At 53.3% G+C, this 26,304-nt stretch carries 11 protein-coding genes; all 11 read left to right on the forward strand.

Going from position 1 to position 26,304, the window contains the following annotated elements; genetic code table 11:
- The first annotated feature begins 4 nt into the window (after positions 1–4).
- The 11 genes from BM412_RS22345 to BM412_RS22395 all read left to right on the forward strand — a co-directional run bounded on the left by BM412_RS22345 (position 5) and on the right by BM412_RS22395 (position 25,727).
- Positions 5–1,012 (forward strand): Gfo/Idh/MocA family protein, encoded by a 1,008-nt coding sequence (locus BM412_RS22345; protein ID WP_091223417.1) that lies wholly within the window; start codon positions 5–7, stop codon positions 1,010–1,012.
- 38 nt (positions 1,013–1,050) lie between these two features.
- Positions 1,051–3,846 carry an alpha-L-rhamnosidase-related protein gene (locus BM412_RS22350; protein WP_091223420.1) on the forward strand — a complete coding sequence of 932 codons (2,796 nt, stop codon included), beginning with the start codon at positions 1,051–1,053 and terminating at the stop codon, positions 3,844–3,846.
- Between the two features lie 498 nt (positions 3,847–4,344).
- A complete protein-coding gene (locus tag BM412_RS22355; RefSeq protein WP_091223422.1) occupies positions 4,345–6,075 on the forward strand; it encodes a sensor histidine kinase in 1,731 nt (576 codons plus the stop codon).
- On the forward strand, positions 6,076–7,455 hold the full coding sequence (locus BM412_RS22360) for a response regulator transcription factor (RefSeq protein ID WP_091223424.1): 1,380 nt from the start codon (positions 6,076–6,078) through the stop codon (positions 7,453–7,455).
- Between the two features lie 167 nt (positions 7,456–7,622).
- Positions 7,623–9,371 (forward strand): extracellular solute-binding protein, encoded by a 1,749-nt coding sequence (locus BM412_RS22365; RefSeq protein WP_091223426.1) that lies wholly within the window; start codon positions 7,623–7,625, stop codon positions 9,369–9,371.
- Positions 9,372–9,435: 64 nt separating this feature from the next.
- Positions 9,436–10,329, forward strand: coding sequence for an ABC transporter permease (locus BM412_RS22370; protein WP_091223428.1), 894 nt, complete (start codon positions 9,436–9,438; stop codon positions 10,327–10,329).
- A 19-nt stretch (positions 10,330–10,348) separates the two neighbouring features.
- The gene (locus tag BM412_RS22375) at positions 10,349–11,233 is read left to right on the forward strand and encodes a carbohydrate ABC transporter permease (protein ID WP_091223430.1); all 885 of its coding nucleotides are present in this window, start codon (positions 10,349–10,351) and stop codon (positions 11,231–11,233) included.
- A 21-nt stretch (positions 11,234–11,254) separates the two neighbouring features.
- Positions 11,255–12,676, forward strand: coding sequence for an alpha-amylase family glycosyl hydrolase (locus BM412_RS22380; protein ID WP_091223432.1), 1,422 nt, complete (start codon positions 11,255–11,257; stop codon positions 12,674–12,676).
- A gap of 75 nt (positions 12,677–12,751) precedes the next feature.
- The gene (locus BM412_RS22385; RefSeq protein WP_091223434.1) at positions 12,752–19,261 is read left to right on the forward strand and encodes an S-layer homology domain-containing protein; all 6,510 of its coding nucleotides are present in this window, start codon (positions 12,752–12,754) and stop codon (positions 19,259–19,261) included.
- Between the two features lie 188 nt (positions 19,262–19,449).
- Positions 19,450–22,662, forward strand: coding sequence for a CARDB domain-containing protein (locus BM412_RS22390; RefSeq protein ID WP_091223436.1), 3,213 nt, complete (start codon positions 19,450–19,452; stop codon positions 22,660–22,662).
- A gap of 203 nt (positions 22,663–22,865) precedes the next feature.
- Entirely contained in the window at positions 22,866–25,727 is a 2,862-nt protein-coding gene (locus tag BM412_RS22395; protein ID WP_091223439.1) for an S-layer homology domain-containing protein, read from the forward strand.
- The last annotated feature ends 577 nt before the right edge of the window (positions 25,728–26,304 follow it).

Consider the following 26,304-nt stretch of genomic DNA (forward strand, 5'->3'; position numbering starts at 1 on the left):
CAATATGCTGAAATCGATTCGAGTCGGTATTGCAGGCCTTGGCATGATGGGACAGAAACACGCGCGCAATTTGCTTAGCATTCCGGGCGTTGAAGTCACCGCGGTTTGCGGCACGACGCTTGAGAAAGCGGAAGCTTTCCGTGAAGCGCACACAGGCGGCGCAGCTAAAGCTTATGAAGATTTCAATACCATGCTGGAGAAGGAAACGCTCGATGCGGTGTACATCTGCCTTCCGCCTTATGCGCATCAAGGGCAAGTGGAAGCGGCGGCGAGCAAAAGCATCGCGGTTTTCCTGGAGAAGCCGATCGCGCTGAATACCGAAATCGCCGAGCGAATGACTGCGGCGGTAGAAGGCGCAGGCGTCGTGTCGCAGGTTGGCTACCATAATCGCTTCGGCGCAGCAGTCAAAGAGTTGAAACGGCTGATCGAGGACGGTACGGCAGGCATCCCGACACTGTTCGATGGACGTTACGATTGCAACTCGCTTCATTCGTCTTGGTGGAGTGATCGCAATCTCTCAGGCGGACAGGTGTTTGAGCAGGTCATTCATACGTATGATCTGGCGATGTATTTCTTGGGTACGCCCGATAAGATCAGCGGCTTTACAGCGAACTTAAACCATCGCGAAGCGGTGGGTTACACGGTTGAGGATACAAGCGCGGCAGTTATTCGTTTCCGCTCCGGCGCGATGGCATCCATTACGGCTTCCAATTGTGCCGTGCCCGGAGAATGGAACTGCAGCTTTACGGTCATTTGCAGCAAACTGACAGCTTACTTCACGAGCGCGAACGATGCCGAGTTTGTGTTTACCGGCGGATCTGAGAACGCACGTCAAACCTTTGCCTCCGAACTCGACGTGTACGAGGATGAGACGGTTGCCTTCATCGCGGCCTTGCGCGGGGAAGGACCTGAGGTTTGCCCGATTCGCGAAGGGCTCCGCAGCTTGCGGTTAGTTGAGAATGTGATGCAATCGGCCGACGATGACGGCAGACAGATCGCTTACGTCGAATAAAGAACGAACCATTTTGAATAAAAGGTGTGTGTACGCTCATGCAGGCAAAAGCGATTTGGTACGATGAGTCCGGACAAGGACGCAATCTCTACGCGAGGTTCAGATTGACGCTGGATTTGAAGAGCAAGCCGGAGAACGCGATTCTCCATTTGTTCGCGGATACGACATACCAGCTGTACATTAATGGTAAGTATGTCCGTTTGGGCTCGCTGCGATTCGATCCCCGGCATCCGGTGTACGATTCCCATGATCTGAGCGGTTTGCTTCAAGAAGGCCGCAATGTGATTGCGGTGCAGGTCAACTACGTGGGGCACAAAACGTTTATCACGATGCTGTCGCAAGCCGGCTTGACGGCTTGGGGCGAAGTTACGCTGGCAGGCGGCGAACGAATCGAGCTGGCGACAGGAAGCGCAGTATGGAAAGCGTCCGCGGCGCCGGCTTATCGGTATGCGGCCAAATCGAGTTTGTTCTTGAAAGCAGGCGATCTCTATGATCAGCGTCTGGAGGAAACAGGCGATTGGAGCGGATTGGAGTTTGATGATAGCAGCTGGATCAGCGGCGGCGTAGAGCTGGCGAATCAACAAGCTTGGGGCGAGCCCGAGGCGCGGGGAATCCCGTATATGTCCGGAGAGCCGGTTCCGGTTGAGCGCGTGCTGCATCTGATGCCGCTTGAGCCTCAGGAATTGCTCTGCTCATTCAGCGTGCCTATGCCGCATGTGAATGAAATTCATGAGCCGGAGCTGACCAGCCGATTCATGGCGGTGAAGACGTGGATTTATTCGCCGGAGGACGTCGTCATTACGATGGGATTGTTCTACCAGAACAGCTGGATCAATGGGGAGCCGATTGCCAAAGGGCTGTATGCCGACGACAAAAGCATGCGTTTGAATCACCGCGTAAGTCTGCGCAGAGGGTGGAACGCTTATTTTGCCAAATGCGATTCGCTTCAAGATATGTACCACCACTACCTTGCACTGCCCGAAGGCTTCGGGTTAGTCGTATCGGCAGATCGTGATCCGGAAGGAACCGTACTGTTCCACCGTTCGCCGGTTGTCTCGCATGAATTGTATGCCTCTGCGATAAAGGGACGCGAGCTGCCTTTTGCAACGGAAGATGAGCTCGAGGATGCAGGCGGCTGGATCGAAGTCACGGTACATGAACAAGGCGAAAGCCCGACGATGTCCACAGGCTGGGACACGTACGGCCATGCATTCGAGTCGATCGAACCGGACCAATTAACGGATCGCGTCTTCTCTACTGCCGATTATCCGAATGGCTTCTCCTTACTTATCGACTTAGGTCTGACTCGGCTTGTGCTTCCGCGCGTTGTGCTTGAAGGCGCAGGAGGCGCGACGGTCGACCTGACTTATGGCGAGCACTTGAACGCGGACGGCAAGCATCTGCGCCATTACCATTGGTACGGGCTTGGCGACAGAGCTTACGGAGACAAACGCTCCGCGCAATTGGATTGGCGGTTAACGCAGCCGCGAGGCTTCCGTTATGTACAATTGACGGTGCGGAATCCAAAGCAAGATGTAGTGCTGAGAGGCTTGGAGCTTGCTTCTGCCAGCTATCCCGTGGAGACGAAAGGGACGTTCCGCTGCTCCGATCCGCTGCTTGAGCAGATTTGGGAGATGGGGGTTCGGACGGAAGCGGTTAATATGGAGGATGCGTATACGGACTGCGTGACGCGTGAGCGTGGGCAGTATATCCGCGATACCATTATCCAATATCACAATAATTTAGCGGTATTCGGCGATCAGGCATTGATGCGGCGCAGCCTTCAGCTTATGGGGCAATCGCCCGATGCGACGGGTAAATTCAGAGCAGTGTATCCGAATACGGGCGACTATACGATTTCGGATTTTGCGCTCAATGCGTTGGAAGGTTTCTGGGCGTACTATGAACAAACCGGCGATGCGCAGCTGGTAGAGACGTATTGGGATGCCATCCAACATAACCTGGCTTGGTTCCACGAGCTGGCAGATGAGCGCGAGGATCTGCTGCTCGACGCGGAGTGGGATGTGAAACGCGGCATTAATGCGCATTACGGCGGGTTCCATGGCGACCTGGCCATTGTAAAAGGGTACCTGGACATCACGGGCATTCACTGCGTGTTCAGCTGTACGTATTTGATTGCCCTGCGCGCCGCTGCGAAGCTCGCGGGAGCCATCGGCAAACGGGAAGAGATCAGCGAGCTGGAACGCAGAATCGCTACTCTTGAACAGTCCATCCGCGATACGTTCTGGGACGAGGAGCGCGGCTGCTACAGCGATAACGAGCAGAAGCTGTCTCACTCGGCGCACGCAAGCTTGTTCGCGGCACGCGCCGGCGTACTGACGGCCGAGCAGCTGGAGCCGGTGCGCGCGCATGTGCGCAGCGATCTCAAATCGCTGTTCGTGAACGGTTATGGGCCGGAGGATGGCGTGTATGTATCGCCGAGCTTCTCTTTTTATATTTTCGAAGGATTGTATTTGATTGGACTTACGGATACGGCTGAGCGGATGATGCGTCAAGGCTGGGGCTGGTTCCTGCAGAAGGGGCTGAAGCAGACGCCGGAGTATTACGACCTGGGACAAAGTCTATGCCACGCATGGTCTGCTTGCCCGACGTACTTCATGTCCACGCATGTGCTGGGCGTTCATCTGCCGACGATTGAGAAGCCGGACGAGGTTGTCATTCATGTGCAGACAGCTGAAGTAACGGAAGCCGAAGGCGCTGTGCCGCACGCACTCGGTCTGATTGAAGTGAAGTGGCATACGGACAAGAACGGCGCGCGCGTATTCGATTATGTTCGCGTTCCGGATGGTCTGAGAGCTACGATCGTGCAGTAACGAGTTGGATATAGATTGAGAGTCAACACCTCAGCCGGGAACGGCTGAGGTGTTTTTATATTGTTGGCTGTTCTAGCTCGAGCATACCGTCAAAGTGGCTCTCTGGAGTCCAACATGAGTGAAATGTTGCTTATCCAGCAGCATTTTGCCAAAAGCCCCATGCGCAAGCCGAAAAAGGATGCGGTTGAGTTGGGGAGTTTGGGGTGGCTGAGAGCTCGCATTTGTGACTCTCGGCTTCTTTGTCCGATGGGTTTGGTGAGGAGAGTTCCGTGTACCTGAATCGATCCGCTAGACAGATGAGACGTGGAAAACAGCGTGAAAAGCCTTTATTCGAGGCAGTTCAATCCAGCAATGCCAGCCCTCACAGAGGGTTACTAAAATTTCTCCCCCTCTTTCAAGCAAATTGTCTCATACACATTTTGTCGTTTCAGGGTATGATAATAAGTTGGGAAGAGCTTTTCCCATCCGGCGGGCGACACAGAGCTGAGAAAGGGCGGATTGCTTACGAAGACGGACTTCTTGCGGCTTAGAAACGTAACCTTCAAAAACAGAATTATTTTCATCTTCCTCATTAGCAGCTTGACTCCGTTTATTTGTTTGGGGTTCATTTCCTTCTACACGATCGATTCCATTATCGGCAATAAAGTGGAAAGCGCGCTTCAAAGCAATTTGAAGCAAGATATTATGACGCTGGAGAATGCGATCAACAACTTAAACCATGTTTCCCAGCAGTTGGCTTACGGCGGCGGAACGAACAGGCTGCTTGAACAGCTCGCTGTAGAGCAAGAGCCGTACGAACGGCTGAAGCTCACGAATGATATCAAGACGGAGCTTAACGTTATCTCCTTCTCCAATCCGAATGTCGGATTGATGATGTTTTACGATCCGGAGAAAGATACGCATGATTTCGAAAATTTCAGAGTGCGGGGAACCTTCAGGCCGAAGGAGCTTCCCGTGCTGGCAGCGTATTCGGAGATCACCTACTATGGTCCTTATAAGAGCTACAATGGCTCGATCAATCAGTTTGTGTTCAGCATTATGAGGAAAGTGAATTTGCCGGATCAGAACATTTACTTATACATAGAGACGGGTCGAAGTGCCATCGAGTCTTTATTCGCCCCGCAGAATCGCAAAGAAAGCTCGCGCCGCCTGCTCATTCTGGATGATCAGCGCCGGATTGCGTTCAGCGAGGTGCAGGATGCTTTTCCGGAGAATACGGTGTTTCCGGCCTCAGATCAGACATCCGGCTATCACGGCGATTATTTCTGGAATCGGGAGATCAGCAACCAAGGCTGGAGCATCGTCTCGGTTACGCCGGAGAATGAGCTGAATCAGGAGCGGAACCGCTGGTTATTCCAGATTACGGGGATCTTCCTGGCTTTCTTCGTCGGTGCCGTATTCTTCTCCTGGCTCTTATGGAAGATGGTATACCGGCCGCTGGATAAGTTTAATATGGAGATCAAATCGTTGATCCACTCCAATGCGAAGGAGCATACGGAAGTTACGCATATTCCGGAATTCGATTATTTGCTCTATCAGACGCGAAGCATGAAGGGCAAGATATGGGCCTTATATGAAGAAATCGAAGTGAAGGAGAAGCGGCGAGCGGATTTGGAGGTGGAGAAGCTGCTCTACCAGATCAATCCCCATTTCCTCATGAATACGCTCGATACCGTGCACTGGCTGGCTTTGATGAACGGGCAGCAGGAGATCGACAAGCTGGTGCTTTCTTTGAATAAATTGCTCTATTATAATCTTGGCAAAATGGGCGAGGTTTCGACGATCGGCGATGAGATCGATGCCTTGAAGGAATATTTGCAGCTGCAGCAGATTCGGTATGATTTCCAATTCGACGTGGATTTGGACGTGGACGAGAAGGCGCTGACGATTCCTTGCCCGCGGTTCCTCATGCAGCCGTTAGTCGAGAATGCCCTCTATCATGGCGTGAGCGATGACGGATATATCTATGTTGGCGTGCAATGGAATGAGCAAGCGCTGCAGATTACGATTCAGGATAATGGAGCGGGCATGCCGCAGGAAACGATCGATCGGCTGCTGGATGATGAGGCCAAAGACAGCCATAAGGTCGGTATGGGCATCGGCATGAGATATGTGAAACGAATTTTGCAAGCCACTTACGGCGAGACGGCAGTGCTGGAAATCAGAAGCGAGATTGGAAAAGGGACGATTGTTTCGCTGCGTCTCCCGATCTTAAGGAGTGGAATATAGATGATTCGCGTGTTGATTGTAGATGACGACAAGCTGGTGCGCAAAGGCCTTGCTTCGGCCATGCCCTGGAAGGAATTCGGGATGGAGGTCATCGGCGAGGCGAATAACGGCGAGAATGCGCTCAAATTCATGGAAGAGAGCAAAGTCGATCTGCTCATTACGGATTTGTCGATGCCCGTCATGTCCGGTATCGAGCTGATGAGAATCGTTCGGCAGCAATACCCGCATGTTCAGATCGTGGTGCTGACGCTTCATCAGGATTTCGAATACGTGCAGGAGGCATTAAGACTCGGAGCCATCGATTATATCGCGAAGGTGCAGCTGGAGAGAGAGCAGTTCGAGGAAGTATTGGGCAGAATCAAAACATTGATGGAGCAAAAGGAAGGCTCCAAGGCGTCATCTGCACCGGAAGAGGAAGCGGAACAAGCCGATGAATGGTTTGTTCTGTATGCGCTGAATCCGATGAACGAAGATTCCAAGTCGTCGACTTCGGCTGAGTATGCCCTCCCTGATCATGCGATTGAAGCGGAGGCCGGTATCTGGTACTGGAGCGGCAGTCCGTCTGTATCCTATCTGCCCGATCCCAATGCGGCATTGGTATGCTTTCAGCATCTATCCGGCATAGACAGGAAGTCCGTTCTGCAGCTGATACGCGGGTATAAGAAGAGCGATTTGTTCTATGATTTTGACCCAACGGAGTCGGTACTGTTCGTGAACGCCGCAGAGCTGCCGCATCGGGAGAAGGCGGACAGAAGCTTTGGCGTGGATCAGATCAAGGGGAAATGGCTATCTGCGGACTGGATCTATGAAGCCAGCGTATTCGAGTCGATGATGCAGGAGCTGAAAGGCTACAAGATGCCGCCGATCCGGCTGGCCCGCATCTTCTTCTCGCTTTCCGACGAGTGGAACAGGCTGTATCAGCAGATTCTGACCGAGCCGATCCTGATTGAGGATTTCTTCTCCAGCTGGTTCCGATTCGAGGAGTGGCTCACGGATGTACGCGATCGGATAAGCAGCGCGAATACGAAGCCGCTGTTCTCCAAGGAGATCCAGAACAGCATCGTGAAGGCGATGAACCTGGCGCAGATGAACATCAGCGAGCCGATCGCGGCTGCCGATATCGCCCAGCAGGTCAACATGAGCAGCAGCTATTTCAGCCAATGCTTCAAGCAATATGTGGGCCAGACCTATTCGGATTACGTGCGCGATATTCGGATGGAGAGGGCCAAGGAGTATCTGCGCAACACGACCAAGACGATTCAATGGATCGCGGAGCAAATCGGCTACAACGACGAGAAGTATTTCAGCCGTTTATTCCGGGAGCAGGTGGGCGTTCTGCCAAGCGAGTTCAGGCAGCTCTCGGAAGGCCGCACCAAATAGGGTAGAATGCGTACGAAAGATGGGTAGACATTTTTCGTACGCATTCTTTATTTTGCGAAGAATCGTCTACCTACTACGGAATAGCGCTCTAACTCGGTGCATCAAAGAGCCATGCTATATTGAATTTGTCAGAAACACATAACGAAATATCCACGAGGGGGAGCACTATGAGAAAGGGTATATTATCGACCATGGCTGTGCTGCTCGTAACGGCGAGTCTGGCCGCTTGCGGCAGCAACAACGATGGCAACAATGGTGCAGCGAGCAATAACAAAGCTGACAACAGCAAGGAAACGGCAAACACAAGCAACACGCAAGCAAGCAATAATGCGGCAACCAACACGGCAGCCGATGAAGCGATCGATCCATTCGCGAAGTTCGCGGAACCTACCGAGGTATCCATCGGCAGAGGGATTGATCCGAATTACAAGTTTGACGGTACCGATACGGCAGAAGACAATGTGTACACGCGTTGGCTGAAGGATAAATTCAACATCGAAGTCAAACATGCATGGGAAGCGGCTCAAGGTCCCGATTACCAGCAGAAGGTGAGTCTGGCGATCTCCAGTAATGACCTGCCGGATGCGATGGTCGTCAACGAAACGCAGCTGAGACAGATGGTCAAAGCGGGTCAGCTGGCAGATTTGAACGAAGTGTACGACAAATACGCAAGTCCGGAATTGAAGGCGGTCTACGATTCCAACCCGGGTCTGCTGGATGGCGTAACTTTCGACGGCAAGCTGTATGCCCTTCCGGAAACGACGCTTCCTTCTGCACCGCTAACTTGGATTCGCAAGGACTGGCTCGACAAGCTGGGACTGCAGCCGCCTAAATCGCTGCAGGATCTGGAGAACATCGCCAAAGCGTTCATCGATAACAAGATGGGCGGCGACAAAACGGTGGGTATCGTAGGTACGCAGCAAGGCGGCACGCTGTACTCCACTTTCCTGAACTCCACGGATCACTGGTATAACTTCTCCTCCTTATTCTTCGCTAACGATGCTTATCCCGGCATTTGGGTGAAAGACAAGGACGGTAATGCTCTGTATGGCTCCACTACACCGGAGACAAAGCAAGCGCTGGCAATGATGAAGGACTGGTATGCGAAGGGCATTCTGGATAAGGAATTGGGCGTTCGCAAAAGCACGGCCGAAGTGGTTGCAGCCGGACAAACGGGCATTTTCTTCGGACCTTGGTGGTCTGCTTATAACAACATCCCGGATAACATCAAGAACGATCCGAAAGCCAACTGGAGACCGTATGCGGCGCCGCTTGATGCTGCAGGCAAATTCAACTCCAACCAAGCTACGGGCAGCAGTTATATCGTAGTAAGCAAAAATGCGAAACACCCGGAAGCAATCGTGAAGATGACATCGATTCATAAATGGGGCAAGGACGAGGAATTCAACAAACTGACGGCAGGCAAGCAAATGACTTCGCAAGAGGTGCCGTTGTTCCTTATTCTTGGTGCCGGCGACCAGCTTGAGTATGCGGTAAACTCCCTGCGCAAACATCTGAAGGGCGAAATGAAGATCGAAGATTTCGATCAAGTCAACTACGGCTGGGCTTACGAAATGGCGAAGCATGTAGACGCCATTAAGAAAGAACCATTCGACAGTTATGACATCGAAACGTTCGACCAGGCGGCTGATCCCGGATTCTTCACGCATATCTATGCCCATCTGAACGGCGGTTCCACATTCGTTGATGCGGATATCAATTGGGTTCGCAGTATTGCGACGGCTCAAACGAAAACAATGGAATCCAGATGGACCAACCTGAAGAAAATGGAAGACGAAACGTTCCTCAAAATCATCATGGGCAGCGAAGACCTGAGTGCCTTCGATACGTTCGTGACGAAATGGAAGGATCAAGGCGGCGACAAAATCACGGAAGAAGTTAACGAGCTTAAATAGTTTAAAACTGGTCAAGACGGGTACTCGCTACTCGTCTTGACTTCCTAATAAGGGGAAATCAAGGATGAAGATCAACAAAGGATTCGCGAAACATTATTATCTCATGCTATTGCCCGGACTGGTTTGGTTGTTCTTCTATAATCTGTTTCCTATGTACGGCATCATGACGGCCTTTAAAGATTTTAATCCGGGCGTTGGCATACTGAAGTCGCCTTGGATCGGGTTAGAAAATTTTCAATATATGTTCGAGCTCGACGACAGCAAGATTATTTTCCGGAATACGATCTTCATTGCGCTAGCCAAAATGGTCGGTAATCTCGTTGTTCCGCTGGCCTTTGCGCTGATGCTGAATGAGGTAAAGAATAGAGTGTTTACCCGTACGGTTCAGACGGTCGTGTATTTGCCGCATTTTCTATCCTGGGTTATCGTTGCGGGCATGATGCTGGATATTTTCTCTTACTCCGGTCCCGTGAATCAGGTATTGGCCGCTTTCGGGCTGGAGAAGGGGCTGTTCTTCGCCGATGCGCAGATCTTCCCTGTACTCATCGTCGGAAGTGATGTATGGAAGGAATTCGGCTTCAATGCCATCATTTTCTTCGCGGCATTAACGTCGATTAACCCCGAGATGTATGAGGCTGCCGCAATTGACGGCGCGTCTCAATGGAAACGATTGACCCGCATTACGCTCCCGAGCATTATACCGGTTGCCGTGCTTCTCGCAACGTTAAGCATGGGTAACATTCTCAATGCAGGCTTCGATCAAATCTTCAACTTATATAATCCAACGGTCTATTCCACCGGCGACATTATCGATACTTGGGTGTACCGGGCAGGACTCATTGACATGCAGTATGGCTTAGCAACGGCGGTAGGGCTCTTGAAATCGGTTGTCGGATTCGTCTTGATCGCGGTTTCGTACAGCTTGGCTTACCGGTTTGCCAACTACCGAATTTTCTAAGGTAAAGGATGAAAGCATGATGATTACCGAACGTTCAGCGGTTTCCAGACTTTTCAACGGATTGAATATCATACTCCTCTTGGCGACGATGCTCTTGTGCTTGTTGCCGGTCTGGTATACCTTATCCATTTCATTAAGCGATAAAGCTGCGGCGTCGGCAGGGCAGGTGTTCTTGTGGCCGAAAGGCTTCACGTTTGGTTCATATGAGACGATCATGCAGGATGGACAATTCTTCAAATCGTTCTTTATTTCCGTGCAGCGCGTCCTCTACGGATCGGCCATTTCCTTCATCGTCGTTCTCTTGATGGCCTACCCGCTCTCGAAGACCGGGAAGGAATTTAAGGCCAGAAACGTGATCATGTGGCTGCTGGTCTTCGCGATGCTCTTCAATGGCGGCTTGGTGCCTTGGTATCTGACGATGAAATCGCTCGGCATGATCAACAACATCTGGGGTTTGGTGCTTGGCGGAGGTTTGCCGGTATTTAACGTCATTCTCGTCATGAACTATTTCCGGAATATGCCGAAGGAAGTGGAAGAGTCCGCTTTGATGGACGGAGCTGGGCCGTGGCGGATCTTGTTCAGCATCTTCTTGCCGCTCGCGATGCCGGTGCTTGCAACGGTGCTCGTATTTACGATCGTGTACCACTGGAACGAGTTCTTCCAAGCGCTCGTGCTGATGAATAAATCCGTTCATTATCCGCTGCAGTCCTACATCAGGCAGGTAGCGGTGGTCATCGATCCGACCAAGATGGACGAGGAATCGGTCAAACGGATGTCGGAGCTATCCAACCAGACGCTCAATGCGGCCAAAATCTTCATTTCGATGCTGCCGCTGCTCGTCATTTACCCCTTCTTGCAAAAATATTTCGTCAAAGGGATCACCCTTGGCTCGGTAAAAGGTTAATACGAGAACGGATGGTGAGTCATGAAACGCTTTGTTGCTCTGCCTCTGGCGGTCTGTCTGTTCAGCTTGGCATGCCTGGTTTCCGCCTGCAGCAGCTCGAATCGCGAAGCGAATAAACCGGCGGCGAACGCGGTGTCTGAACAGAAGCAGGATCAGGTGCAGAAGAGCCTTGGAACGACGGTACCGGACTGGTCGGAGAAGGCCGTCATGTACGAGGTCAATATCAGGCAATACACGAAAGAAGGGACATTCAAGGCATTCGAAGCCCATCTGCCGCGGCTCAAGGAGCTTGGCGTGGATATCTTATGGCTCATGCCCATTCATCCGATCTCCAAGAAGAACCGTAACGGAACGCTGGGGTCTTACTATGCGGTTGATGATTATAAAGCGGTCAATCCGGAGTTCGGGACGGAGGCGGATTTCCGGGCATTGGTGAACAAAGCCCACGAGATGGGCTTCAAGGTCATGCTGGATTGGGTGGCCAATCATACGGGCTGGGACAATCCTTGGCTAGCTAATCCGGGCTGGTATACGACGGATGAGAATGGCCATATCGTGCAGCCTGCCGGCACGAATTGGACGGATGTTGCCGACCTGAATTATGACAATCCGGATATGCAGGCGGCGATGATTGATGCCCTTAAATATTGGGTCAAGGAGTTTGACATTGACGGCTATCGCTGCGATTATGCAGGCGGCGTGCCGACGGCCTTCTGGGAGAAAGCGCGAGCGGAGCTGGAGCAGATCAAGCCGGTCTACATGCTGGCGGAGGATGATCAGCAGCTTGGACTGTTGAAGCATGCGTTCCATGCCAATTACGGCTGGCAGCTGTACAACATGATGAATCGGATCGCCAAAGGACTCGGCAATGCGGAGCAAGTGAAGAAGTACGGGGAGCGGCTTGCGAAGACGTATCCCGGGGGCACCTATCCGCTGAACTTCACGTCCAATCATGACGAGAACTCCTGGACAGGGACGGAATATGAACGGCTGAAGGATGCGGTGAAACCGATGGCCGCCCTCAGTTTTTTGATGCCGGGTATGCCTTTGATCTACGCGGGGCAGGAAGCAGGCTTGAACAAGCGGCTGCAATTCTTCGAGAAGGATGAGATTGCGTGGAAGGATTTAGCGATGTCGGCGTTGTACACGGATCTTATTCGGTTGAAGCACGACAATCCGGCACTGTGGAACGGCGCATCAGGCGGTGCTTATCACACCTTAGCGGCCGGCGACACCGGCGATATCCTTGCTTTCGAGAGAACGAAAGACAGCAACACGGTTATCGTCATAATGAATTTGTCGGGCGAATCTGTGAAGAGTACGATCCAAACGGGGGGAGCCGCAGGAAGCTATAAGGCGTTTCCATCCGGGGCAGCAGTGGATGTCCAAGCTGAGCAGCCGGTCGAGTTAGCCCCATGGGAATACCTGATTTATACGCATTAAGAGGAACGGAGTCCGGGGCTGCCCCGGGCTCCGAGCATTAGGAAGCCCAAAATATAATCAAGGTGGAGTCTATTTATGCGAAAAAGCCAGATGCGCCGTTTATCGATGCTCGTTATGGTCCTGTTTGTGCTGGGCACTTACTTCCCTGTTTTTCCCGGTGGGGGAGCTCAGACTGCGGAGGCTGCCGAATTAGCGGAAGGAAGCCTGACACCATTCGTAACGATACAGAACAATTACACGGGGAAGCTGCTGTTGGCCTCGGAAGATGGGAAGGTTGCCTACGGTACACCTGAAGAGACGGATCAAGCGTCACATTGGCAACTGGAGACGATCTCCTCGGCGGGGGATGTGCAGACCGTTCGGATTAAGAATCGCGAGACCGGCACCTATATGTCGGTGGAGAACTGGGAGAATTACGGAAGTCCGGTCCAATTATCGGCTTCAAGCGCAGATTCATCCGTTTTGGAATGGAATATTATGAATGCGGTTTCAAATGGGTTCGTGAACATCCAAAGCAAGGTGAATGCAGCGAATTATCTACATATGGAGGATAAGACGGGGTATGCCCAGTCCAGCTCCATCCCGCCGGAGTGGGGGTCCGCTCAGTGGAAGCTGACGCCGGTAACCGACTATGTCCGGTTCAAGAATTACTATAAACCGAATCCGGCAGACCCGGATAAGTACTTAATGGCGAAAGACGGCAAAGTCGGCTATGGCAACCCCGATCCGGCAGATCCGGCTTCGCATTGGGCGATCGAACAAGACGGCGAGCAGGTGAGGATCAAGAACCGGGCAACCGGCCAATTCATGTCGGTAGAGCATTGGACCGATTGGGCGAGTCCGGTCGAGCTGCTGGACGCCGGCGACAATCCGGCGTACGTGCAGTGGAAGATAATCGATGCCGTCAATGCCGGTTTCTATGTCATCCAATCCGCGGTCGATGCGAATCGCTATATTCATGTTCAAGACAACACAGGGTATGCCCAAGGAGGCGTTATCCCGCCTGATTGGGGAACCCCGCAGTGGGCAATCGAAACGGTAACGGTGAAGGAGCCGCATAATCCGAATCCTGATCCGGGAGAGTCGGGCCCGGCCTATGTCCGCATCAAGAATGACTGGCTTGGCTTGTATATGGTGGAAGACAACGGAGAGCTCAAATACGGCAACGCGCTGATCGGCGACCGTGCTTCGCATTGGTTGGTCGTGAAGGAGGACGGGGTACAGCGGCTGCAAAATCGGGAGACCGGCCATTATATCAGTCTATCCGGCATCACTTCCGACAAAATGGCGGTCAAGGTCGTGGCGGCAGATGAGAGCGCGCCGTCGGAGCAGCTGATTATCGACAACTTGAATACGGAAGGCAACAAGCTGATTCGCAGCTCTTCGGCGGAGGGCCAGTATCTCCATGTGGAGAAGAAGCTTGGTTTTGTACAGTACGGATCGATTCCCGCGGAATGGGGCAGTCCGAAATGGGCGTTCATTCCGGTGCGCGATCAAGATATTCCTCATTATATTCGATTGCAAAACAGCTACAGAGGCTCGTATTTGGCCGAAGAGAACGGTCAAGTCATGGCCCGTGATGCAGAAGCGGACAACGCGCTGTCCCACTGGCAGCTGGTGGATGCAGGCAACGGATTCATGCGAATCAAGAACCGGGCTACGGGTCATGTCATGAATGTAGAGGGGATGCAGGAAGGGGCGGAACCTCACAAGAATCCGCTGCGCAGCTCGGATGTGGAGGAGAGCTGGACCATTGCCAAGTGGACGGTAACGGAGCCTTCCTCCGGCGTGTACGTGTTCAGAAACGGCTATCAAACGGATCAAGTGATTCATGTGGAAGACGATTTGGGTTACGCCCAATCCAGCAATATTCCCGAGTTCTGGGGAAGCGCGCAGTGGGTAGCGGAGGATGCGCCTGCATCTCAGGAGACGGTGCTGCCGGACGGATACGTCCGCCTGAAGAATGCGGACACCGGCTTATATATGCTGGAAAACGAGCATGGCGTTGTTCTCTACGGAACTGCAAATGCAAACGATGCCCGCTCACATTGGACATTCAGCCAGCTAGGACAGGCGGAAGGGCATTATCAACTGTTCAACCGAGCAACGGGTCATGCCGTAGTCATGGATGCTAAGCTCCCGTATCTCCAAGGCAAACCGGTAGCCGTCAGTACCGCTGCCGATCAATGGGCGGTGGAAACGGCGCAGGGCAATTCGAACCTGCTGCTGCGCAGCGTGGAGCGTCCGCTGGAATATGCCCATGTGCAGGACAGGATGGGCTTCGTGCAGCTGGGACTTCGTTCGATAGAGTCGCCTGCGCTGCAGTGGGTCTTGGAGACCGCACCGGAGGAAGGCCATATTCCGGATGTCGGCAGCGGCTCCGACTCCGTCTGGACGGGACGGACGGATGCCGGTTATTTCAAGCTTGTGAATGAAGCAAGCGGTAAAGCCGTTGCCGATCTGAACGGCGTTCCTGGAACGGGGGCTTCGGATGCCGATGCGACGAATATGGATTGGCTGCTGCAGGACGAGAACGGCTACAAGCTGATCCGCAATCTGGCGTCAGGGGCATATTTGGCCGCTCAAGGTGGCGAGCTTGTCATGCAGCAGTCCTTAGGTGACGACACGGCTTCGGCGGCTGCTATGCAGTGGCGAATGACGGAACGGAACGGCATAACCGTGCTGGAGAGCGTGGACGAAGCGGGAATGCTGCTCCGGGTTTCGGGAGGCGGGGTTGATTTAGCAGAGGGGCAGGCCGATTCGCCTGCCGCAGGGCAGAGGTTTGTGCTTGTGCCGGTGAAGATGGACGTGGACTATGAGGCTGAGCAGGCCTTTGTAACCGGCGGCGTGTCAGCCTCGATAGAGGCGAAAGGCTACACGGGTAAAGGTTTTATTGACGGCTTCCAAAGCGTTGGCGCTGCTGCGGTATTCTCCGTTTTCGCAGATCAAGCCGGCGATTATGACGTGGTGCTGCGTTATGCGAATGGCTCGGCGTCCGGTCAGCGATTGACAGCTAAGGTGAATGGGTTGAAAGCGGAGAGTTTGAATTTTGGCGCAGGTGAATCTTGGGATGACTGGAAGGCGCTTAATCTGAAGCTGAAGCTTCGCAGAGGCTTGAATACAGTAACGATCGAGTATGGAACCGGGGATACGGGCTCCGTTTTCTTGGATCGACTGACATTGAAGAACGCGGTGTCTCCTGCATATAGGGGCGCAAGCGTAACCTATGATCAATTGGAAGCCGAGCATGCGAATACGAATGGTGAAATTCTCGGACCGGATCGGACCTATCATGAAGCGGTTTCCGAGGCATCGGGCAGGCAAGCGGTACGCCTCCGTGAGTCGGGAGATCGAGTGACATTCACGCTGAACCATCCTGCTAACCGAGTAACCGTCCGCTATTCGATTCCGGATTCGGCAGATGGAGTCGGCACGGAGTCGAAGGTTGGCCTGTATATCAACGGTGAGAAGCAGTCTGATCTCGTATTCACCTCTAAGTACGCATGGGTATACGGTTCCTATCCATGGACGAACCGTCCGGAGGATGGCGATGCCCACCGCTTCTTCGATGAAAGCAGCTTCGAGCTCGGCGATCTTCCTGCGGGAGCCACGCTTGAGCTTCGCAAAGAAGCGGACAGCGAGGCGGATTACATCCTTGTGGATTTAATTGAGACGGATTGGGCAGATGCTCCTTATGAGATGCCGGCGGGTTTCCTGTCCGTTGCCGAATTCGGCGCGGTTCCGAATGACGATCAAGATGATACGGAAGCGATTCGGAGTGCGATTGCGGCCGCTAAGCAGCAAGGCGTCCAAGGAGTCTGGCTTCCAGAAGGAACCTTCCGCGTAGACGGCGGGCCAATCGAGCTGTCGGATATTACGATCCGCGGTGCAGGCAAATGGCATACGGTGCTGGCAGGCGGGGGATTTATGGGAAAAGGCAATCACATTCAAGTGTTCGATTTGGCGATTGACGGTGAAGTGACCGCAAGGCGGGATGAAGAGAAGGAATCCGGCTTCGACGGCACCTTTGGCGTAGGGTCGACCATCCAGCAGGTGCGCATCGATCATACGAAAGCCGGCATTTGGGTCACGCGCCAAGAGCTGGCTGACGGCTCGTCGCTGGCTACGGACGGACTGTACATTGCCGGCGTTCAAATCCGCAACACCTTTGCGGACGGCATCAACTTCAGCACGGGGACGGAACATGCCATGGTCGAGCAGAGTCAATTGCGCAATACAGGGGATGATGCCCTTGCAATATGGGCAAACGGCGAACAGTCCGTAGGCAATACGTTCCGGTTCAACACGGCGGAACTGCCATGGCTCTCCAACACTATTGCCGTTTACGGCGGCCAAGATATTCGGGTATCCGACAATCTCGTTTCGGATACGGTAGCCTTCGGGGCGGGCATAAGCGTGAATACGCGCCATAACCCGCAAGCCTTTGAAGGCGAGACGATTGTGGAACGCAACACGCTGCTTCGCACCGGAGGACGGGAGCACAACTGGCCGGCAGACTTCGGCGGATTGTTCCTGTTTACCGACAGCAGGGAGATGACGGGTCAGATTGCCATTCGGAACAATCTCATCCAAGACAGCACCTACCAAGGCATATCGCTGCTCGGCGAGAAAGCAACGGCAGGCATCGTGCTTGAGCATAACGTGGTGGACGGAGCCGGAACGTGGGGAATCCATGCGGCAGGTAATATTAGCGGTTCCGCTATGTTTGGAAATACCATCGTCCGAGGTGTTCGTGTCGGTGAATTTATGGACGGGGCGCAAGGCTTTGAATTCCGGACTAAGGATGCCGGGTTTAGCTTCGACGCGAAGCCTTATGAGGTACTGCTAGGCGGCGTTTCCGCTTCCGATGCATCGAATCGACTGGAAGCGGGTTCGACTCAGCAAGCAGCCGTGCTTGTGAATCAGCTTCCGGTTACAGATGGTGTAACCTGGTCGATCTCGGATTCCGAGATTGCATCCGTGAACGAGACCGGTCTGGTAACTGCCAAACAAGCCGGAAGAACAACGATGATAGTCACGAAAGACATGATTGCCAGAGTGTTCACCTTGGAAGTAGTAGATAAGACAGCTCCGGCCTGGGAGGAAGGCAGCAAGCTGAAGCTTACGTCAGGAAGCGACGCCGCTTGGACGGTTGAATGGACGGCTGCGCAAGATGACAGCGGCGTCTCGGCCTACCGCGTTACATGGGGCGGGAAGTATCGAATTGTATCTGCAGATGTGCTTCAACTGAAGCTAACGGAGTTGGCTTCAGGTACAGCGTACGCCGTCCAAGTCGATGCTCGCGACTCGTCCGGCAATTGGACGGGGCTTCCGCTTACGGCATCCTTCATAACCGTGTCAGTATTGCCGTCTCCACCGGCAGGCGGAGCAGCGAATACATGGATCGTGGAGAGCGAGACTGCGCAAGGAGTACCGGTATTCACAGTGGATCAAGCTGAGCTGAAGCGCAGATTGCTTGAGTTACACAACGGAAGCGAGGCCAAAGAACTGGTCATTGCGACGGGGTCGAAGGAGCCTGCTGCTGAGGTTGTGCTGCCGGCTGCGACTCTGCAAGAAGTCGCTAAGGCTGCAGGGGATGCCGGCATTGTGATCAATCACGCCGGAGCGTCCTATGTGCTGCCGCTTAGCAAGATTGCGGCGCTGCTCCCAGCGGACTCAAACGCAGAGCTGCGGATTATGATCCTGCAGATGGCGCCAGGAGAAGCGGGCAGCCCTGCCGCTGGTACAACGGGAATTGAACTGCGCAGCGATATCTATGAATTCCGCTTATCCGTGGAGGTTAAAGGATCAGCAGCTGTAGAGCTACATGATCTGGGCGGCGTGTATTTCACGAGAGTAATCCCGGTAAGCGAAGATATTTCGTTCGATACGGCAACAGGTGTCGTCTATGACGAAGCCGCCAAACAGTGGCGCCATGTTCCGACGCAGTTCACTAAACTGGCGGACGGTACGGTAGAAGCGACCATCCGGAGCGTGACGAACAGCTTGTATGCTGTCATCGACCAGCCCGTTTCTTTCAAGGACATCCAAGGACATTGGGCAGCATCAGCCATTCAAGCTCTGGCATCGAAGCGGATCGTGTCCGGATCGGATGGCGCGATTTTCCGACCGAATCAAGCCGTAACTCGTGCTGAATTAACCAAAATGATAGCCGAAGCACTGGGACTACCGGCTGCTGCAACAACAAGGTTCAAAGACATTTCGGCAAATGCTTGGTACAACGGAGCAGTCGGCGCAGCAGTGAAGGCCGGTATTATTAGCGGCTATACAGACGGCACTTTCCGCCCGAAAGACTTGATTTCCAGGGAGGAAATGATGGTTATGCTGATGCGGGCGTATCGTGCTGCCAGCCATGATAAGGATTCCATAGCAGTGCAAAGCTTATCGTTCAAGGATGCCGATCAAATCGCCGCTTGGTCGCTTCCATCGATCCAAGAAGCGGTCGCGCTGAAGCTTGTTCAAGGGCATGCGGATGGCAGCATCGGACCGAAGCAGCAGGCAACGCGGGCAGAAGCGGCGATAATGCTGACGAATCTGTTGAAAGCATTGGCATTCCGGAACTAGGTAGCCTATTCGCTAGATTCCACTCGCCTTCCCTTTGCGTTAACGGGGGAGGCGAGTGGATATTTTACCCGAGCAAATCATTAAGGAGGTGGGGCCAGACAGCAAAGCTAGTAGGATGGCTAAGGTACAGAGTTACATAATTGTAGGAGTTCCGCGGCTTGGATGGATAACAATGAGGAGGTCTGTTAATGCGTAGTAGAAGTAAGTTAGCTGTATATGTAATGATCATGGCACTCATCTTTTCCCAGTTGGTCATCTTCCCCCATATGGCGAAAGCCGCCGGTGGACCTGACTTGGTGGTAACGGGCATCACGTGGACGCCGGCAAATCCTGTCACAGGCAATGAGATCACCTTCAGCGCGACGATTAAGAATCAAGGTGCCGATCCGAGTCCGGCAGGCGTTGTCCACGGCGTGTTATTTGCGATAGACGGTACGTCCGTAAGCTGGAGCGACAATTATACCTCTTCCATTCCGGCGGGTGCATCCGTAACGGTAACGGCTACAGGAGGTCCGAGCGCGAAAGCCTCATGGACCGCAACTTCCGGTACGCATACGGTGAGCGCCTATGTGGATGATGTAAACCGAATTGCGGAATCCAATGAAAGCAACAATACTTGGAGCCAAAGCATATCGTTGTCCGGCTCGGGAACGCCTGACCTGGTCGTAACCGATATTACATGGACGCCGGCATCCCCTCAGACAGGCAATGAAGTGACCTTCAGTGCTGTCATCAAAAACCAAGGAACTGCAGCGACATCGGCAGGTACCATACACGGCGTGCTGTTTACCGTAGATGGGACCTCCGTGAACTGGAGCGATAATTACACCTCTTCCTTAGCTGCCGGTGCGTCCGTGACGGTAACGGCAACCGGAGGCCCGAACGCTAAATCTTCGTGGACTGCGGCATCCGGTACGCATACGGTGCGGGCTTTTATCGACGATGTGAACCGAATTGCGGAATCCAATGAGTCGAACAACACGTTTGACAAAAGCATTACGATCGGAGCGGGAGCCGGAACAGCGGATCTCGTCGTCACCGATATTACATGGTCACCGGCATCCCCTCAGACAGGCCATGAAGTGACCTTCAGCGCGATCATTAAGAACCAAGGAACAGCGGCAACTCCGGCAGGTACCATTCATGGCGTCGTATTCTCCATTAACGGTACGTCCGTCAATTGGAGCGACAACTACACCTCATCCATACCGGCGGGTAGCTCTGTCACGGTAACAGCTACGGGAGGCCCTAACACCAAGGCTACTTGGACGGCTGTGGCCGGCACGCAGACCGTAAGAGCTTTTGTGGATGATATTAATCGGATTACGGAATCGAATGATAATAATAACACGCTCGATGAAAGCATCTTAGTGAGCGTACCAAGCAAGCCTGACCTCGTCGTAACAGATGTTACATGGTCGCCTGCGGCACCTGCGGCAGGGAATGCCGTTACCTTCAGTGCAGTAGTGAAGAATCAGGGAACGGCTGCTACGGCTGCCGGGACGGCGAGCAACGTATCCTTTTATGTAAACGGTACCAAAGTAAGCTCCGTCATCAACTACACCACATCCATCGCAGCGGGCGCTTCCGTAACACTCACGCAGAATTCCGGATCATGGACAGCCGTCAACGGCATTCATACGGTAAACGCTGTCGCTGACGAGACATCGCTGATCAGCGAGTTGGATGAGAACAACAACAGCTACAGCAAGAGTCTGACTATCGGAGTCGTCCAGAACTATGGCGCAACCGTACCTTATGACAGCTATGAAGCAGAGAACCTAACGATCGTCGGCGGGTCTGTTACAGGTCCAAGCACGACATGGACGACGGCGGAATCGGAAGCATCGGGCAGAAAAGCGGTACGCCTGGCGCAAGGCCAATCCGTTGAACTAACGCTGAGCAACCCAGCACAGGGAATTGTAGTCCGTTACTCCATGCCGGATAGCGCAACGGGTGCAGATATTTCCCAAAATATCAGCCTCTATGCGGGAACGGTCCATGCGGCGGATATTTCGCTAACCAACCGATACGCCCACCAATATGGACAATATGGCTCCGACGGCGCGGAGATGCAATGGTCGAATACGCCGGGCATCAATCATCATCGTTATTTTGACGAAAGCCGTGTCCTTCTGGGTCAGCAATATGCGGCAGGAACGAAGATCAAGCTGCAGTGGGATGCCAATGATTCCAATCCTTCCGGAAACAGCTATGTACTGATTGATTTCATCGAAACCGAAGCCGTTCCTGCGGCGATTGCCAAGCCATCGGATTATGTGTCGATCACGAGCTATGGGGCAGCGGCCAATGACGGCGTAGATGACACGGCAGCGATGACCTCGGCTATTGCGGCAGTGAATGGCACTTCCATTAAAGGCGTATGGATCCCTGAGGGTACCTTTGACTTCAAAACAGGAACAAGAGGCACGACCAAAATTAAACTGCCAAGCGGTGTGTCCGTTAAAGGTGCGGGTATGTGGCGCTCGACGCTGCAGGGGGCGTATGCAGGCATTCTTTTGCAGGGCGGCAATGTAACGCTCTCCGATTTCATGATCAAGGCGGAGGAAACGTATCGCTCGAACGCGACGGGTATTGCCGGCATTGAAGGAAACGCACTCAATTCCACGATCATGAATATCTGGATGGAGCACACGAAGGTTGGCCTGTGGTTAAACGAAGGAACGGCGAATGCGCTGGTTTCCAAACTAAGGGTACGGGATACTTGGGCGGACGGAATCAACATTAACGGAGGGACGCTGAATACGATCGTGGAGCAAAGCAACTTCCGTAACAACGGTGATGACGGGATGGCCATGTGGTCGAAGTCGTTGAACGGCGGCACTGGGACAGTGGAAGGCAGTACCTTCCGCTATAACACGGTACAGATCCCGAACCTTGCGAACGGCATCGGCATTTACGGAGGTAAAAATAATACGGTAAGCAATAACCTCATCCTGGATACGGTCGATAACGGCTCAGGCATCCAGTTCGGCACCAATCATAGCCCTACGGCGTTCACGGGTACGCTTACGATTACGAATAACAAGCTTGTTCGTAGCGGCTCGTATCATCATGATTACGGCTACCAAATCGGAGCAATCTGGGGGTATTGGGTCAATAATAATGGTCTGGCCCAAGGCTTGACCGTCAATGTGAGCAGCAACGTGATCGACAGCAGCACGTATTCAGGCGTATTTATCGAAGAACCAAGCGGGGGCGCGGTCGTGAATTACACGGCGAATACGATCAATAATTCGGGCACTTATGGGGTCTATGTAAGAGGCTCCGCGAATGGATCGGCAGCGTTCAACAACAATACGGTCAATGTCGCTCCGTCCGGGAAGTTCAAGAATGATTCGCCGAGCTTTACGGCAACGGGTTCGGGGAACAATTGGTAAGTTTTCTGGTGGATTAGAGTAATGGAACAAGCCGGCGCCTAAAGGGTGTCGGCTTGTTTGCTTTGCTTTGCTTTGCTGCGCAGGAAGAGGTTAATGGATAGCAAGGAAAGTCAATAGGATGCAATAGTAACGCTCATGTCGCGATTGTACAATTAGTAGGAAATGTAAGCTTGAGGAAAAACTAATCAGAGAGGAAAGATGAGATGAAGAAGCGAATAGGCGCTTTCGCGATGGCCATGATGATGCTTGCACCTATGAATTCGTTCGCGGCTGATGCTGTGGTTCCCTCGACGGACGGCGTAGTTTACGGTAACAATCTTGTACCTAACGGCGATTTTGAAAGCGGTGCCATTGATTGGCCGAACTGGGTCAATATTAATATCGGCAAGGAAGCTCCACATGGGAAAGAGCAGGCTTTGAAAATCCCAGCCGGCTTCGGCATCACCGGACTTGATTTCGGTGCGCTTGAACCGAATCGGACTTATCGTTTTGGCGCGTGGTACAAGTTTGTGAATGGGGATGCAGGCGGTAATTTGAAGCTGACGCTTGGCAAGAGCTTCTCGAAGCAGCTGGATTTTACGGAGAATGATGGGGAGTATCACTATGTCGAAACGATATTTACCGCACCTTCTGAGCTGATGCCTACCTCGAATTCGAATCTAACGCTCGTGAAGTGGTCGAGCGCGGATTTCTATCTCGATGATGTGGTGCTGGAGAAGGTTTCAAGTGCGGAGGATGTGAAGAAAGAGGCCATTGCGCCGGCTTTCCTGCATGCTACAGACAATTCGGAAACCGCAGTCGACCTCGTGTGGGAGAAGCCGAAAGGGAATCCGGCCGTGAAGTATACGGTGTATCAGGATGATAAAGCCGTCGGGGATACGGCGAATACTTCGTTTACGGTGGAGGGGCTTGAGGCCGGAGGCGTGTACAACTTTAAGGTTGTAGCAGCTAAGGGCGATCAGACTTCTTTTGCAACGAATACGCTTAATCTGCACACGGTAACACCGCTTCCCGCGCTGACGAAGGAGCTCTACCCGGGTCAAATCGGCGTAGGCTTGGAAGGGCTTGGCGGGCGTGGATACGAATTCGCCGATGCGGCCAAAACGTTGCGCCAATGGGTGAAGGCAGACGGCAGCGAAGGCGTAAAGGCGGATGCCAATGGCTGGCCGACGGAGGATGCGGCGACCGTATTCTTCGACCATCGCCCGGTTGCGGCATGGTTGAACGATATCGATGATCCAACGAAGCAATTCCCGGATATTAGCGGCGTGTATAAGCTGTCGTTCAAAGGGCAAGCGGTGCTTGGCAATATGGATGCCTCGAGTCCGTTTAAGGTAGAGAATCAGAAGTATGACAAGAAGTCGAACACGACGACGGCAGATATCGTATTGGCTAAAGGCAGCGGCTTGCTGTATATGACTTTCACGAAGACAAACGGCGGCGTGAGCGATGTGAAGCTCATGCGTCCGGGTTATTCTGCAGGCGATACGTTCACGAAGGAGTTTCTGCAGGCGCTTCAGCCGTTTGGCACGCTTCGTTTCATGGACTGGCTGAGCACCAACAATAACAACCCGGCTTATCCGGCGGTTACGGAGTGGAGCGACCGCAAGCTGACGACAGACGCTACGCAGCTGCTGCAAGATGGGACGCATGGCGTAGCTTGGGAGTATATCATTGCGTTAGCAAACCAAACGGGGAAGGATATTTGGATCAACATCCCGGTTGCGGCAAGCGATGACTATGTGAAGTCGCTCGCGTCACTGCTGAAAGCGAAGCTGAATCCGGGTATTAAAATTTATGTGGAGTATTCCAATGAAGTGTGGAACGATCTGTTCACGCAGCAGGCGTACAACAAAGCCGCGGCTATTGCCGAAGGGGCCAAAGAGGGATCGGCGCTGAGTAAGCATACGATGCAGTCGTATTTTGACGATCCGAACGATGGCGATTATACGCCGCAGAAGCGTTCATGGACGCGCCACCGGATTGCGCAGCGGTTGATCGAGATCGGTCAGCAGTTCCAGACCGTCTTCGGCGAAGACGCGCTGAATACGCGGGTTAGACCGGTGCTCAGCTGGTTTGCGATCATTCCGGATCAGTACGAGGATATGCTGAACTGGGTTAGCCAAACATACGGTGATCCGAAGAACTATTTCTATGCGATTGCCAGCGCGCCGTACTTTAATTCGAGCGCGGCAAGCGATGCGGCATCGACAACGGAAGTGCTGACGGCGATGCAGGAAGACAGCAAACGGTTCAGCAGCCCGGATGAAACGAAGCAGGAACTGATTGGTTTGGCAGATCAATATGGTCTTAAGTCTTACACCTATGAGGGCGGACCGGACTCCGGCGGCGGCAGTACGATCAACGTGGAGAACCGCATTGCCGCGCATCGTTCGGAGCGTATGGGCGATCTCGTCAAATATGACGTCGGCAACAACTTCCTGGATCAGAACGGCGACATGTTCATGTACTTCACGTTGACGAGCGGTTACAACCGTTACGGCATGTGGGGCGCATCTGAGGATATCCTCGACAATCTGGACACGCCAAAATATGAGGCGCTGACGTCATTGCTTGGCACCGATGTGCAGCCGTTTAGCGATGTGGCGAAGTCACACTTCGCCTATGAAGCAGTGAAATCGCTGTATGCCGCTCATATTGTGACAGGCGAGAATGGCAACTTCCTGCCGAAGCGGCTGCTTACCGGCGGCGAGCTCGAAGGGATGTTGAATCGCTTGGCAACATACGTGCAGTCGCGTTCGGTCACAGCGCTTGCCGAGTATAAGGCAGCGGATTTAGGCGATGGCGCTGTCACTCGCGAGCAGCTGGCCGTGCAGCTGGTGCAGGTCTATGAGGCTGGCACGGGCCGGAAGGTGAAGCACCCTGAAGCGGTGGCGCTGAAGGATGCGAAGCAAGTGACGGCCAAGGCGCTGCCTGCGGTGGAGGCTGCAATCGCAACCGGCCTCTTGTCGGCAGACGGCGGCGGCAAGTTCAAGCCGCAGGCGAAGGTCACCCGCGCGGAAGCGGCAGTCGCGCTCGCGAGATTGCTCGAGTACGTGCGTTAACGCAAGGTAGCTTGTAGGTGTAGGGAGATAGACGCTAATGGTATGGGATAAGAAGGGACGGAACGGAATGTCCGGCCTGGGGAACGGAATGCCATGACGGCATGGGACGGGCAAGTTAACCGGTTACGGTTGGCTTGCCCGTTTGTCTGTGTTGCACCCCGAACCCGCACCCGCACCCGCACCCCCGCCCTCGAGCGCCGAAATTCGCTATTACTTCCAACTAACTAGATTGTTTCAGTAGCTTCGACCACTTGGCTGATGCTTTAAGCGGCTATTCCGCTAATGGAGTGTACTTTGGCGGGTTTTGTTTACTGTAAGCGGATATACCGCTTACAGAGATGGGAAATGGGGATTAGGTTAGTTTGAGAGCTGAGAGTAGGTTTTTCCGACTCTCAGCAACGAAATAGCAGAGTTTAGCAGCTGAGAGTCGGGTTTTGCGATTCTCAGCTGCTGATGCTGGTGGAATCAGGTTGGTTTGAGAGCTGAGAGTAGGTTTTTCCGACTCTCAGCAACGGGATAGCGGGGTTTAGCAGCTGAGAGTCGGGTTTTGCGATTCTCGGGAGCTGATGCAGGTGGA

Origin of the sequence: Paenibacillus sp. BC26, assembly GCF_900116125.1 — a bacterium.
In the GTDB taxonomy this organism is placed as follows: domain Bacteria; phylum Bacillota; class Bacilli; order Paenibacillales; family Paenibacillaceae; genus Paenibacillus_Z; species Paenibacillus_Z lignilyticus.